This is a genomic window from Streptomyces sp. NPDC060027, assembly GCF_042737005.1.
Taxonomy (GTDB): domain Bacteria; phylum Actinomycetota; class Actinomycetes; order Streptomycetales; family Streptomycetaceae; genus Streptomyces.
The window spans coordinates 1-14,003 of record NZ_JBHWVI010000229.1 but is presented as its reverse complement, the minus strand read 5'-3'; the positions used below and the strand labels follow the sequence as shown (position 1 = coordinate 14,003).

Here is a 14,003-nt window from a genome sequence, read left to right as displayed (position 1 = left end):
CCAAGTACATCCAGTACGAGGACTTCCGGCCGGCACACCGAGAGCACGCACCGGGCGCCGCTCCTTGACGGGCAAACGTTGCCTGCCGCGGCACTCTAGCGTTGCGCGCCGAGGGGGTCCGCGGGATTGCGGAGCCCCTCGGCGGCGTCCGAGACCCGCTGGATGAGGTCGAAGAACAGCGTCTGCTCCTCGGCGGAGAGCGGGGCCAGGAAGACCTGGTTCATCCGCGCTGTACGGACGGTCAGTTTGCGGTGGGTGCGCAGTCCGTCGTCCGTGAGGCGGAGCAGGAAGCGCCGTCCGTCCTGGGGATCGCGCACCTTGTCCAGCAGAGCACGGCGCCCGAGCCGGCTGATGACCTCGGCGATGGTGGACCGGTCGAGCCCGACCCGCTCCCCCACCGTGCGCTGGTCGAGGCCGGGCTCGGCGACGAGCGCGTTCAGGACCGCGAACTGGGGCGAGGTGATCTCCTCGGAGACCATCGTGTTCCACAGCAGGTAGTGCGCCTGCTGCAGTCGCCGGGCCAGGTGCCCGGGGTGGGTGGAGAGGTCCACCGCGGCCATGTGCGCTCCTCGGGTCCGGGACGCGCATGCGCCCGCGCCGCACCAGGTCGAATTCGTTGGTGCACTGAACAATACCTGCCACGTCTGCGCTTGTCCCGGTGTACGGGACTCTCACCGATCTGGCCTTCATCAGAGGTATTGACGGACAGGAGCCAGGGTGGCAGCGTGTTGAGAACCTCGGAGAATTAATCAGTGCCCTGATTAATTTGATGCTGGACACGCGGGAGAGATGAGGCTTCACGGATGGACAAGGTGGTCGCCACGGCACTGGAGGCGGTGGCCGATGTACCGGACGGCGCGACACTGGCGGTCGGCGGATTCGGCCTCGGCGGTGTCCCGAACGTGCTGATCGAGGCCCTTCACACGCGCGGCGTCCAGGGGCTCGGGGTGGTCTCCAACAACTGCGGGGCCATGGGCTCGGGGCTCGCGATCCTGCTCGCCGCCGGGCGGATCGCCCGTGTCACCGGCTCGTACATCGGCGCGAACAAGGAGTTCGCCCGGCAGTACCTGGCCGGCGAGCTGGAGGTCGAGATGATCCCGCAGGGGACGCTGGCCGAGCGGCTGCGCGCGGGCGGTGCCGGGATTCCCGCCTTCTACACGCCCGCCGGAGTCGGCACGCTGGTCGCCGACGGCGGACTGCCGTGGCGGTACGACGGCCACGGCGGCGTCACGCTGGCCTCCCCGCCGAAGGAGGTGCGCGAGTTCGACGGCACCCCGTACGTGCTGGAGCACGGCATCCGCACCGACTTCGCCCTGGTACGGGCCGCGAAGGGCGACCGGCACGGCAACCTCGTGTTCAACAAGTCCTCCCGGAACTTCAACCCGCTCGCGGCGATGGCCGGCCGGGTGACGATCGCCGAGGTGGAGGAACTCGTGGAGCCGGGCGGGATCGATCCGGACGCGGTGCATCTGCCGGGCATCTTCGTGCAGCGCGTCGTGGCCCTGACTCCCGGGCAGGCGAGAGCCAAGATGATCGAGAAGCGGACGGTCTCGACGTCCGCGGCGGACGGAACGGTGAGCGAGTGATGGCCTGGAGCAGGGAAGAGATGGCCGCCCGTGCCGCGCGCGAGCTCACGGACGGCCAGTACGTGAACCTCGGCATCGGCCTGCCGACGCTGATCCCCAATCACCTCCCCGCGGGCGTCGAGGTGATCCTGGAGTCGGAGAACGGCATTCTGGGAACCGGCCCCTACCCGGCCGAGGACCAGGTCGACCCCGACCTCATCAACGCGGGCAAGGAGACCGTCACGGTCCTGCCGGGCGCCTCGTACTTCGACTCCTCGCTGTCCTTCGGGATGATCCGCGGCGGGCACATCGACGTCGCCGTGCTCGGCGCGATGCAGGTCTCGGCGGGCGGCGACCTCGCCAACTGGGCCGTCCCCGGCAAGATGATCACCGGCATCGGCGGCGCGATGGACCTCGTCCACGGGGCCCGTACGGTCATCGTGGTGATGACCCACACCGCCAAGGACGGCTCGCCCAAGATCCTTGGGGAGTGCGAGCTGCCGCTCACCGGGAAGGCGTGTGTGAACCGGATCATCACCGATCTGGGCGTCCTCGACGTCACCGACGGGGGACTCCTGCTGGTGGAGACCGCGCCGGGTGTCACAGCCGAGGAGATCAGGGCGAAGACCGCCGCCGAGGTCCGTGTCGTGGAGGAGATCCCGTCGTGAAGGACGTCTACATCGTCGATGCCGTCCGGACGCCGGTCGGCAAGTACAACGGCTCGCTGGCCGCCGTCCGCCCGGACGACCTGGCCGCCCACGCCATCCGTGAACTCCTCGCCCGGAGCCCGGAGCTGGACCCGGCGCGGATCGAGGACGTGTACTTCGGCAACGCCAACGGCGCGGGCGAGGAGAACCGCAACGTGGGCAGGATGGCCGCCCTCCTCGCCGGGCTGCCGACCTCCGTGCCGGGCGTGACCGTCAACCGACTGTGCGCCTCCGGGCTCGAAGCCGTCATCCAGGCGGCCCGCGCCATCGCGCTCGGCGACGCCTCGATCGCCCTGGCCGGTGGCGTCGAGTCGATGACCCGTGCCCCGTACGTCCTGCCCAAGAGCGACCGGCCGTTCCCCGCCGGACACGCCGAGCTGTACTCCACGACCCTCGGCTGGCGCATGGTCAATCCGCGGATGGAACCGCGGTGGACGATCCCGCTCGGCGAATCCGCCGAACTCGTCGCGGACAAGCACAAGATCACACGCGAGCAGCAGGACGAGTTCGCCCTCGGCAGTCACCGGAAGGCGACCCGGGCCCGGGAAGAGGGCCTGTTCGACGCCGAGATCGCCCCGTTGTCCCTCCCCCGGCGCAAGGGCGACCCGGTCGTGTTCGGCGCCGACGAGTGCGTACGCGCCGACGCGTCCCTCGATGCCATGGCCCGGCTGAAGCCGTCCTTCCGCACGGAAGGGGGCACCGTGACCGCGGGCAACGCCTCGCCCCTCAACGACGGCGCCGCCGCCCTGCTGCTGGTCGACGCGGAGGGGCTGGAGGCCACCGGCCGCGAACCCCTCGCCCGCATCTCCGCCACCGGCGTGTCCGCGGTCGACCCGCAGTACTTCGGACTCGCCCCCGTCGAGGCCGTGAACCGCGCGCTCGCCAAGTCGGGCAAGGGATTTGACGATCTGTCGACACTCGAACTGAACGAGGCCTTCGCCGCCCAGGTCCTCGGCTGTGTCGCCGAATGGCCCGAGCTCGACCCCGGGATCCTCAACCCCCAGGGCGGCGCCATCGCCCTCGGCCACCCCCTCGGCGCCTCCGGTGCCCGGCTCGTCGGCACCGTCGCCCACCAACTCGCCCGCAAGGGAAGCGGAGTTGGTGTCGCCACCCTCTGTATCGGCGTGGGCCAAGGTCTCGCCCTCGTCCTCGAACGCTAGGAACTCGGCCATGGCTCTGACTCAGTCGGACATCGACGTCGAGATCAAGGATCTCCAGGACGCCTACGACAAGGCGGTGGCCGGCGGCGCGCCCGTGCGGCACCACCCCGCTCGCGACTACGCCCCCTACCGCAGCTCCGGGCTGCGCCACCCGAAGCAGCCGCTGGTCGCCGTGAGCGGCGGCGACCCCGAGACGGTCGAGCTGTCGGGCCCGGTCTTCGGGGTCACCGACATCACCGAGATCGACAACGACCTCACCCTGCAGCACCGCGGTGAGCCGATCGGCGAGCGGATGACCGTCTCGGGCCGGCTGCTCGACCGCGACGGCCGTCCGGTGCGCGGTCAGCTCGTCGAGATCTGGCAGGCCAACGCGGCCGGACGCTACGCCCATCTGCGCGAGCAGCACCCGGCGCCGCTCGACCCCAACTTCACCGGCGTGGGGCGCACCCTGACGGACGATCAGGGCAGGTACGCGTTCACCACGATCAAGCCGGGACCTTACCCATGGGGCAATCACACCAACGCGTGGCGGCCCGCCCACATCCACTTCTCGGTCTTCGGCACGGCCTTCACCCAGCGGCTGGTGACCCAGATGTACTTCCCGAGCGACCCGCTGTTCCCCTACGACCCGATCCTGCGGTCCGTGACGGACGAGGCGGCCCGCGACCGACTGATCGCCACCTACCACCACGATCTCTCGCGGCCCGAGTTCTCCCTGGGCTACGAGTGGGACATCGTCCTCGACGGTCCCTCCGCCACCTGGATCGAGGAAGGCCGTTGAGCATGACCGAGCGATTGCTTCCCACCCCCTCCCACACCATCGGCCCCTTCTACGGCCACGCGCTGCCCTTCCCGGGCGGCGGCGAGATCGCGCCCCGGGGCCACCCCGACACGATCACCCTGCACGGCCATGTCTACGACGGCGCGGGCACACCGATCCCCGACGCCCTGCTGGACTTCTGGCAGGCCGCGCCCGACGGCTCCCTGACGGGCACCCCCGGCTCCCTGCGCCGCGACCCGTCGACGGGCGGCTTCCTCGGCCGCAACGGCATCGACTTCACGGGCTTCGGCCGCGTCGCCACCGACGCCGACGGGCACTACGCGCTGCGCACACTGCCGCCGGGCAACGCGGGCCTGCCGTACATCAGCGTCTGCGTGTTCGCGCGCGGTCTGACACACCACCTGTTCACCCGCGCCTATCTGGCCGACGGCACGGACCCGCTGCTCGACGCGCTGCCGGCCGAGCGGCGCGCCACGCTGATCGCGGCCGAGGGCGCGCTGCGGACGTACCGTTTCGACATCCGCCTTCAGGGCGAAGGCGAAACGGTCTTCCTGGAGTTCCAGTGACAGCTGCCGACCCCGTCGCGTCCGACACCGGCCTGCTCGCCCCCGGCCGGGCGGGTTCCCCGGCGTCGGCCGCGACGAGCGACACCGCGTATCTGCGGGCGCTGCTCGACGCCGAGGCCGCGCTGACCCGGGCCCAGGCGTCGCTGGGGCTGGCCCCGGCCGACGCCGCGACGGCGGTGTCCTCGGCGGCCGACGCCGGGGACTTCGACGTCGCGTCGATCGCACTGCGCGCCCGGGGCGGCGGAAACCCGGTGATTCCCCTGGTCGCGGACCTGACGGCCGCCGTCCCGGCGGAGTTCGGCCCGTACGTCCACCGGGGCGCGACGAGCCAGGACATCCTGGACTCGGCCAGCATGCTCGTCGCGGCCCGCACCCTGGACCTGGTCCTGAGCGACCTGGACCGCACCGAGCGGGCCCTGGCCCGGCTGGCGGAGGAGCACCGGGACACGGTGCTCCCGGGCCGCACGCTCACCCAGCACGCGGTGCCGACGACCTTCGGGCTCAAAGCGGCGGGGTGGCGGTCGCTGGTGCTCGACGCCAGGGACCGGGTGCGGGCCGTGCGGTCCTCGCTGCCCGCCCAACTCGGCGGCGCGGCGGGCACCCTGGCCGCCTTCACGGTCTTCGGCGCGGACGACACCCGGGCCCTGACCGCGGCGTACGCCCGCGAACTGGGCCTGGCCGAGCCCGTGTTGCCCTGGCACACCCTGCGCACGCCGATCGCGGACCTGGCCGGAGCGCTGGCGTTCACGGCCGGCGCGCTGAGCAAGACGGCCGCCGACGTGCTCACCCTCTCGCGCACGGAGATCGCCGAGCTGGCCGAGGGGTCGGGCGGCGGCTCGTCCGCGATGCCGCACAAGGCGAACCCGGTGCGGGCCACGCTCGTGGCCGCCGCGGCCCGGCGCGCGCCGCTGCTCGCGGCCACGCTGTACGGCGCGATGACGGCCGAGGACGAACGGCCGGCCGGGGCCTGGCACGCCGAGTGGGAGCCCCTGCGCGATCTGCTCCGGGTGGTCGGCGGAGCGGCACGCGACGCGGCCGAACTGACCGAGGGGCTGCGCGTGAACGCCGAAGCCATGCGCGAACACCTGCACCTCACCCATGGGTTGATCGTCTCGGAGCGACTGGCCGCCGAACTGGCCCCGGTGCTCGGCCGGGCGCCCGCCAAGGAGTTGCTGACGCGAGCCGCCGAACGGGCGGTCGCCGAGCGGCGGCCCCTCGCGGACGTGCTCGGCGAGGAGCCCGGCCTCACGGACCTCCCGGACGTCGACCTCGCGGACCTCACCGACCCCACTCGCTACACGGGCTCCGCCGGAGTCCTCACCGACCGTGCTCTGGAGCGACGTTGACCGTGAAGCTGCTCAACCACCGCACCGAGGGAGCGGCCACCGCTCCCCCGCTGCTCCTCGGCCCCTCGCTCGGGACGTCGTACGCCCTGTGGGACAGGGTCGCGCCCGAACTGTCCGTCACCCACCGGGTGGTGCGCTGGGACCTTCCCGGACACGGCGGCTCTCCGGCCGACCTGATCGGACCGGGGGCGACCGTCGCCGACCTGGCCGCGCTCGTGCTGGAGCTGGCCGACTCCCTTGGCATCGAGCGCTTCTCGTACGCCGGTGTGTCGCTCGGCGGCGCGGTGGGTCTGCATCTGGCGGTCCACCACCCCGATCGGCTCTCGTCCCTCGCCGTCATCTGCTCCTCGGCCCACTTCGACGGATCGAAGCCCTGGGAGGAGCGGGCCGAACTGGTGCGCCGCGAAGGACTCGCGCCCGTCGCCGCGACCGCCGACACCCGCTGGTTCACCGCCGGTTTCACCGTGCCGGAGCTGGTCGAGGACCATCACCGAGCCGACCCGGGGGCGTACGCCGCCTGCTGCGACGCCCTGGCCGCGTTCGACATCCGGGACCGGCTGTCCTCGCTCACCGTGCCGACCCTGCTGATCGCCGGGCGCGAGGACCCCGCGACGCCGCCCGCGCATCTGCGGGAGATCGCCGACGCGGTGCAGGGCGCGGCGCTCGTCGAGATCCCGGGCGCCTCCCACCTGGCGCCCGCGCAGTGCCCGGAGGCCGTGCTGACAGCCCTGCGGGCGCACTTCTCGGCGGGGGGCGCCCGGCGCGGCATGGAGGTCCGCCGTCAGGTTCTCGGTGACGAGCACGTGGACCGCGCGCAGGCGCGGCAGAGCCCGTTCACGGCCCGCTTCCAGGACTTCATCTCGCGCTATGCCTGGGGCGAGATCTGGACCGATACGACGCTGGCGCGCCGCGAACGCAGCATGATCACGCTGACCGCGCTGGTGGCGCACGGACACTACGACGAGCTGGCGATGCATGTCCGGGCGGCGCGGCGCAACGGGCTCACGCCCGAGGAGATCGGCGCGGTGCTGCTGCAGACAGCGGTCTACTGCGGTGTCCCTGCGGCCAATTCGGCGTTCGCCGTGGCCCAGCGGGTGCTGGCCGAAGGGGACGCGGAGGGCGGCGCCCGCCCGGAGTGACCTCATGGGCGGGAGCCCGGCCCGGGATGGCTCTCGCCCCGCCTGATGAGGGGGCGCCGCACTGCTCACGGGGCCGCCTGATGAGCGGCCGCACTCCTCGCAGGCCCCCCTGATGAACGGCCGCACTCCTCGCAGGCCCCCCTGATGAACGGGCGCCGCGATGCTCGCGGCCCGGCGGAAGCGGGTGCTCGGTGCCTGGCCGGGCGCCCGCAGCGGGCTACAGGCCCGCCAGCGCCGCCTCCGCCTTCGCCACCAGCCCGTCCGCGCCGCTGGTACGCGCCAGCGTCAGGCCCTTGTTGAGTTCCGTCACCGAGCGGGAGGCGATGCCGTACTCGATGCGGGCGGCCGCGTGTTCGTACTGGCAGGGGGAGGCATCCAGGTAGGTGACCGCCTGGGCCGCCAGCCGGACCGCGCGCTGGCCGGTCTCGAGGGCCGCGGCGCAGCGGAGCGCCTCGCCGATCGCCGTGTCGGTGCCGAACCGCTCGGCCTGGCGACGGGCGTCACCCGCCAGGGCGGCGGCACGCGAAGGATCCTCCGTGGCGAGTGCCCTGGCGAGGTCCACGGCCCAGGGTGCGAGCACCGTGTTGTGGTGGCCCCGGGCGCCGGCTGCCTTCTCCGCCGCCTCCAGTTCGTTGATGCCCTCCTTCGTGCGGCCGACGGCGAGCAGCAGACGGCCGCGCACGGAGCGGGTGTCGGGGAGGACGATCGTGGCGGGGTACGGAGGTGCGAAGCCGTAGCGCTCGGCGATCTCCGCGGCCTGCTGGACGTGACCGCGGGCCAGCAGGGTGTCGATGAGCCCGCAGGTGGCCGACCAGTACAGGGGCAGGCCGCGTCCGACGCGCTCCGCGAGGCGCAGGGATTCGCGCTGGTAGTGCTCCGCGTCGGCGAGGCGGCCTCGTCGGCGGAGGGCGAGTCCCAGGTAGGCGTTGGCCAGGGACTGATGGCCGCCGCTCCAGCCCGCTTTCACATAGGCGTGCAGGGCCTCGCTGAACAGGCTCTCGGCCCGGTCGAGCCGGTCGGCGTAGGCGTACGCGCTGCCCAGCATGAGGAGGAGTTCGACGCCCCACTCGGTGTCGGTCCAGGCGAGTCCGGGTGCGAGGCGGCCGTTGACGAGGGCGCGGTCGCAGAGTTCCACGACCTCCTCGGCGTTCTCGCCGCGGGTCATCGCGTCGAAGCCGCGCAGTATGAGGAGGGCGCGCTCGGAGTTGTCGCGCCCCGTGCAGGTCGCGACGAGTTCCGCGAGACCGCTGGAGTGTCCGGAGCGTTCCTCGCCCGCGTGGATGCCCTCCCACATGTAGTGCACGGCCTGGAGCCGCATCCGGGCGGGTCCCGGTTCGAGCCGCTCGACCTCCTCGTCGACCGTGCGGACCGCTTCGTCCAGCTGGTTGTTGTGGAGCAGCGCCTGGGAGAGCCGGAAGACCGCGTCCACCCGCGTGGTGTCCTCGAGGCCGGGCCGTTCGAGCGCGGCCCGCAGATGGCCGATGGTGGTGGAGGGCGCGGTCAGGAGCGTGGCGCAGCCCAGCTCGTAGAGCACGCGCGCGTGCACCTCGGGAAGCGGTGGCTCCTTCAGCGCGCGCTCCAGGCAGCGCCGGGCCGCGTCCGGGGCGCCGACGGCCAGGTGTTCGCGGGCGGCCTCGCGCATCTGCTCGACGAGCTCGGGATCGTCGTCCGGATGCACTTCGAGCAGGTGGCGGGAGGCCGCGGCGGCACCTCGTCCGGACTCGGTGACCGCCCAGGCGGCCTGCCCGTGCATCGCCGTGCGCAGGGCGTCCGGGATCGAGCGGTAGACCGCGGTGGCGATCAGCGGGTGCACGAACTCCAGGTCGTCGTCGTGCCCGTGGCCGTTCGCGGATCCGACGGTGGTCAAAATGCGCGCGGCGCCCAGCAGTTCGGCGCAGCGGTTGGCCTCGTCGTCGGGCATTCCGGCGAGTTGGGCGGCGAGGTCGAGGGAGATCCCGGTGCCGAGGATGGCGGCCGCCCAGGCGAACCGGGTGGCGTCGATGCCGAGTCCTTCGAGGCGGGCGACGAGTCCGCGGCCGCGGGCCGAGCGGTTCAGGTCCCGCAGGTCGGCGGCCGAGCCCTCGCTCGGCTCCAGTTCGCTGTCCTGGACCTTGGCGAGCAGTTCGACGGTCTCGTACGGGTTGCCGCCGGTGACCGCCCACACCTCGCGGCAGAAGGGCGCGTCCGCGTGCTCGCCGAGCGTGGCGCGGGTGAGTCCTTCGGCGGCGGCCGGGGTCAGCGCGCTCAGGGTGGAGACGGGAGGGGCCTCGGCGGCCACCGCGTCGAGCAGCCGGGCGCTCTCACCGGTGACCCCGCCGGGCCTGCGGGCGACCACGACGAGGACGGACAGGTCGTCGAGGCGCTCGGCGAACGCGGCGAGCCAGCGCAGGGTCTCCTGGTCGGCCCAGTGCGCGTCGTCGATGAGCAGCACGAGCGGCCATTCCCGCTTGGCGAGCCGGCGTACCGCGGCGACCAGACCGTCGCAGACACCCTGCGGGTCGGGCTGCCGGTCACCCGGTTCGGCTATGCCGAGGGCGGGGCCGGCGATGTCGTACCAGTCGCCCAGGTACTCGCGCGCCTCCTCCGGGAGGAGCGAGACGAGGGCGGGCTGGAGCAACTGCCGTACGACATTGAAGGGAACGGACGTGACGGTCTCGCCGCCGCGTGCCGACCACACCGTGCAGCCGTTGCTCTCCGCGATCCGGCGTGCCTCCGCGAGGAGAGCGGTCTTGCCGAGTCCCGCGTCGCCGCTGACCATCAACAGGCTGCCCGAGATCGCGGAGTCCGCGCGCAGCGCGGTGATCGCCTCTTCGAGGGTGGCGACCTCCTCATCGCGCTCCCACAGGGAAGCCGAGACGACCGCTCCGGGTCGTACCTCCGTCATCCCGCTACCTCCCCAGGTCGCCCAAACGACGTAACTCCCATGAGCCTAGCCCCCTGCGAGCCGCGGCGGAGGCGGGACCCGGCAGCAGTTGCCGAGACGAGTGACGGCGGTGTCCGGGAGTCGACGCCGCCGGGCACCCATCAGCCTCCGTGAAAGTTATCGACAGTCAGCAGCCCTCAAAATGACGGTAACTTTCCTCCATCGGTCTCATCGCGGAGCCGTGACCACCCGGCCCCGCACGCCCCCGGGAGGAACCGGCATGAGCGCTCCCGCGCACGACTCCGACCTGCGCGCCCTCCGGTCGGGGGACTCCCGCGGAGCCCTCTTCGCGGGCTCCGTGGGCAACTTCATCGAGTGGTACGAGTTCGGCGTCTACGGCTGTTTCGCGACGATCATCGCGGCCCGCTTCTTCACTCCGGAGGGCGGAGGCGAGGCCGAGGCGCTGGTGAAGACATACGCGTCCTTCGGACTGGCGTTCTTCTTCCGGCCGGTGGGGGCCGCGCTGTTCGGGCGGCTCGCGGACCGTGTCGGACGACGGCCGGTACTGATCACGGTCATCGTCCTGATGTCGGCCGCGACCACCCTGATCGGCGCCCTGCCCACGTACGCCACCGCGGGCGCCCTGGCCCCGTGGCTGCTCACCCTTCTCCGGGCGGTCCAAGGCCTGTCCGCGGGCGGGGAGTTCGGCGGCGCGGTCTCCGTGATGACGGAGTCGGCGCCACCCGGCCGACGCGGACTGTACGGGGCCTGGCAGTCGTTCACGGTGGCGCTCGGTCTGCTGGGCGGTGCCGGCGTGGCTGCGCTGCTGGCCACCGTGCTCAGCGAGGCTCAACTCGGCGACTGGGGGTGGCGGTTGCCGTTCCTGCTGACTCTGCCTCTCGGCCTGGGCGCGCTGTGGCTCCGGCTGCGGCTGGACGAGACGCCGTCGTTCGCCCACGAGCACGCGCGCGAACGGCCGCCGGCACGCGAGGTGGTCCGGGCGATCGCTCTCGGCGCGGGCCGGATCATGGGCTGGTCCGCGGCGGGCTACACCTTCCTCGTCGTGCTCCCCGCGTACCTCCAGAGCACCCTGGGCACCACCTTCCGGGAGGCGTTGCTCGCCACGGTCCTCGCCAACCTCGGCTTCGCCGCCACGATTCTCCCGGCCGGCCTGCTGAGCGACCGGATCGGACGCCGTCCGGTGATGCTCGCCGGCGCCGTGCTGGTCACCGTCCTGTCGATCCCCCTGCTCGACCTCCTTCAGAACAGCGGCACTTCGAACGCCGTGAAGGGTCTCGCCGTCCTGTCGGCGGGCGCCGTCGTCGGGCTGATGGCCGGACCGGGGCCCGCGATGCTCGCGGAGATGTTCCCGACGAGCGTGCGCTGCACGGGTCTCGGACTCGCCTACGCGCTGTCCAATGCCGTGTTCTCGGGCTGCGCCGGGCTCATCATCACGGAAACCGCCGAACGGACCGGGAGCGTCCACATCCCCGGGTACTACGCGGCGGCGACCTGCGCGGTGAGCGCGCTCGCGCTCGCCACGCTCCGTACGGAGAAAGGGAGGTGAGCGCGTGCGGGTGATCGGCCTGATGTCCGGTACGTCGTTCGACGCGATCGACGCGGCGGCCGTGGATCTGGAGCTCGACGCGGACGTCCTCGTCCTGCGGCCGCTCGGCCATGTCAGCGAAGGGTACGACGCGGCACTGCGCGACGCGCTCGCGGACGCGCTGCCACCGGCCCCGACCGACCTGGCCCAGGTGTGCCGGCTGGACACCTTGATCGGCCGGGCCTTCGCGGCGGCGGCCGTTCGCACCGACCGTGAACTGTGCGACGGGCGGGCCGAGTTGGTCGCCTCGCACGGCCAGACCGTCTACCACTGGGCCGAACGGGGGCAGGTGCACGGCACCCTCCAGCTGGGGCAGCCCGCCTGGATCGCCGAGGCGACCGGACTGCCGGTGGTCGCCGACTTCCGGCCGCGGGACATCGCCGCGGGCGGACAGGGGGCGCCGCTGGTGAGCCGGGTCGACCTGCTGTGGCTGCGCGGCCGCCCGGGTACACCGGTGGCACTCAACCTCGGGGGCATCGCCAACCTCACCGCACCGGACGGGACCGCCTTCGACACCGGCCCCGCCTGCGCGCTGCTCGACGCGGCGGCGCGGGGACTGAGCGGAGGGCGCCTCGACCACGACGTGGACGGCGCCCTCGCCGCGCGCGGCAGCGTCCACGATCCCCTGCTCCGGCGCCTGCTCGCGGAGCCGTACTACGCGCTGCCCGCACCCAAGACGACCGGCAAGGAGCTGTTCCATCTCGGCTACCTGTGGGACGCGCTGGCCGGGTTCGGGAGACTGACCGCCGAGGACGTCATCGCCACCCTCACCCGGCTCACCGCCCGGACGGTCGCGGACGCCGTGCGGTCGGTGCGGGCCACGGAGGTGATCGCCTCCGGCGGCGGCACGCGCAACCCGGTCCTCATGGCGATGCTGGCCGCGGAGCTTCCCGGAGTGGCGCTGCGCACCTCCGACGAGCTCGGGCTCCCCGCTTCCGCCAAGGAGGCGTACGCCTTCGCGGTCCTCGGCTTCCTGACCGCGCACGGCCTGGCGGGCACCGAACCGGCGAGCACCGGGGCCCGCCATCCCAGCGTGCTCGGTTCGATCACGCCGGGCCGGGACGGGCTGCGGCTGCCGGCGCGGGCGGAGCGGGCACCCGCGCGGCTCGTCGTGGAGTGAGCCGGGGCCTCGCGGGAACCCCTTGGCCGGGCCCCGGAGCGGGCTTCGGGGGAACCCTCTCATCCGCCTTTCACCCTGGACTCATACGGTGGGTCCATGACGCAGGTGACTCCCCCCGGCTGGTATCCCGACCCCGGGCAGACGAATGACGCTCCCGCCACCGAGCGCTGGTGGGACGGTAAGGCATGGACGGACCAGGTCCGCCCCGTCGGGTCGGCCGCAGCATGGGGTCCCCCGGCATACGCGCCGGCCGCCGGACCGTATCCGGCCCTCGCCCCGGGTTCCCCGCGGCGCGGGCTGCGCATGGGCATAGCGATCGCCGCGGCGATCGCGGTCCTCGCGGGCATCGGCGGCGGCGTGTACGCGCTGACCAAGGACGACGGCGGAGGCGGCGGCAGCGCGGCCTCCCAGGGACCCGGCGGGCCGGACGGCCGGGGCGGACCCGGCGACGGACAGGGCGGCCCGAGCGACGGCCCGAGCGGCACCCCTGGGGACTCCGGCGGCTCCGGCGGACAGGCGCCGGCGCCCGGCGAGTCGGGTCGGCCGGAGACCGAGGACGGCTACGCCACGGACGTCTACAACGGCATCAGCATCCCGGTGCCGGACGACTGGACCGGTGAGAGCCGCGCGGGTTCCGCCTCGGTCGCCACCAAGGACACCTACAAGTGCCCCGGCGACACCTCGAAGAACTGCCAGCGCGGCGGCGCCTACTCGGCCCCGGCGACGGCACTGAAGCTGAAGTCCACGACGGCGGAAGCGGCGGCCAAGGAGGACATCTCCGCGAACGCCGAGGAGTCGTACGGCAAGGGCTACGGTTCGATCACCTCGCACACCCAGCTCGCCTCGAAGGCGGTCACGGTGGCCGGTAAAAAGGGCTACATGGTTCGCTGGAAGGTCGTGACGAGCAAGGGTGACGACGGTTACGTCGAATCGCTCGTGTTCCCCTCCCCCGCCGACTCCGCCTCGCTCGTCGTCGTGCGCTTCGGCGTCGACGTCAGCTCCAAGGCTCCCGAGCAGTCGGTGATCGACACCATCACCAAGGGCATCAAGGTGGCGTCCGGGGCGGGCGGCAACGGGCAGAACGTCTAGGCGCACCGCCGGGCGGCCCTCTCCCGGCCCCGCGCGGAGCGGGCGGCCCCGACCCGCTCCT

The 14,003-nt window shown here is 72.7% G+C and carries 12 protein-coding genes; 10 read left to right on the top strand and 2 right to left on the bottom strand.

All coding sequences use genetic code 11. The annotated features are described in order from the left end of the window. Positions 1-95: 95 nt before the first annotated feature. The gene (locus ACFWBT_RS35870) at positions 96-560 is read right to left on the bottom strand and encodes a MarR family winged helix-turn-helix transcriptional regulator (RefSeq protein ID WP_385707142.1); all 465 of its coding nucleotides are present in this window, start codon (positions 558-560) and stop codon (positions 96-98) included. Between the two features lie 243 nt (positions 561-803). Between ACFWBT_RS35870 and ACFWBT_RS35865 the strand changes: the two genes are divergently transcribed. The 7 genes from ACFWBT_RS35865 to pcaD are packed head-to-tail and all read left to right on the top strand — an operon-like array spanning position 804 to position 7,264. After that, complete coding sequence (locus tag ACFWBT_RS35865; protein WP_385707141.1) at positions 804-1,586, top strand: CoA transferase subunit A; 783 nt, start codon at positions 804-806, stop codon at positions 1,584-1,586. Further along, positions 1,586-2,233: a CoA transferase subunit B gene (locus ACFWBT_RS35860; RefSeq protein WP_385707140.1), complete on the top strand. Its 648-nt coding sequence runs from the start codon at positions 1,586-1,588 to the stop codon at positions 2,231-2,233. Before ACFWBT_RS35865 ends, ACFWBT_RS35860 begins: the two co-directional genes overlap by 1 nt. After that, entirely contained in the window at positions 2,230-3,432 is a 1,203-nt protein-coding gene (locus ACFWBT_RS35855; protein WP_385707139.1) for a thiolase family protein, read from the top strand. Before ACFWBT_RS35860 ends, ACFWBT_RS35855 begins: the two co-directional genes overlap by 4 nt. 10 nt (positions 3,433-3,442) lie before the next feature. After that, positions 3,443-4,213, top strand: coding sequence for a protocatechuate 3,4-dioxygenase subunit beta (gene pcaH / locus ACFWBT_RS35850; RefSeq protein ID WP_385707138.1), 771 nt, complete (start codon positions 3,443-3,445; stop codon positions 4,211-4,213). 2 nt (positions 4,214-4,215) lie between these two features. After that, a complete protein-coding gene (pcaG, locus tag ACFWBT_RS35845; protein WP_385707137.1) occupies positions 4,216-4,779 on the top strand; it encodes a protocatechuate 3,4-dioxygenase subunit alpha in 564 nt (187 codons plus the stop codon). After that, complete coding sequence (gene pcaB, locus ACFWBT_RS35840; RefSeq protein WP_385707136.1) at positions 4,776-6,125, top strand: 3-carboxy-cis,cis-muconate cycloisomerase; 1,350 nt, start codon at positions 4,776-4,778, stop codon at positions 6,123-6,125. Before pcaG ends, pcaB begins: the two co-directional genes overlap by 4 nt. After that, positions 6,122-7,264: a 3-oxoadipate enol-lactonase gene (gene pcaD, locus ACFWBT_RS35835; RefSeq protein ID WP_385707135.1), complete on the top strand. Its 1,143-nt coding sequence runs from the start codon at positions 6,122-6,124 to the stop codon at positions 7,262-7,264. The genes pcaB and pcaD overlap by 4 nt, the downstream gene beginning before the upstream one ends. 217 nt (positions 7,265-7,481) lie before the next feature. On the opposite strand, the gene ACFWBT_RS35830 is transcribed toward pcaD, so the two are convergent. After that, a complete protein-coding gene (locus tag ACFWBT_RS35830) occupies positions 7,482-10,148 on the bottom strand; it encodes an ATP-binding protein (protein WP_385707134.1) in 2,667 nt (888 codons plus the stop codon). A 259-nt stretch (positions 10,149-10,407) separates the two neighbouring features. On the opposite strand from ACFWBT_RS35830, the gene ACFWBT_RS35825 reads away from it, so the two are divergent. The 3 genes from ACFWBT_RS35825 to ACFWBT_RS35815 all read left to right on the top strand — a co-directional run bounded on the left by ACFWBT_RS35825 (position 10,408) and on the right by ACFWBT_RS35815 (position 13,942). Then, on the top strand, positions 10,408-11,694 hold the full coding sequence (locus tag ACFWBT_RS35825) for an MFS transporter (RefSeq protein WP_385707133.1): 1,287 nt from the start codon (positions 10,408-10,410) through the stop codon (positions 11,692-11,694). A gap of 4 nt (positions 11,695-11,698) precedes the next feature. After that, complete coding sequence (locus ACFWBT_RS35820) at positions 11,699-12,853, top strand: anhydro-N-acetylmuramic acid kinase (RefSeq protein ID WP_385707132.1); 1,155 nt, start codon at positions 11,699-11,701, stop codon at positions 12,851-12,853. A 96-nt stretch (positions 12,854-12,949) separates the two neighbouring features. Further along, complete coding sequence (locus ACFWBT_RS35815) at positions 12,950-13,942, top strand: DUF2510 domain-containing protein (RefSeq protein WP_385707131.1); 993 nt, start codon at positions 12,950-12,952, stop codon at positions 13,940-13,942. Positions 13,943-14,003: the final 61 nt, after the last annotated feature.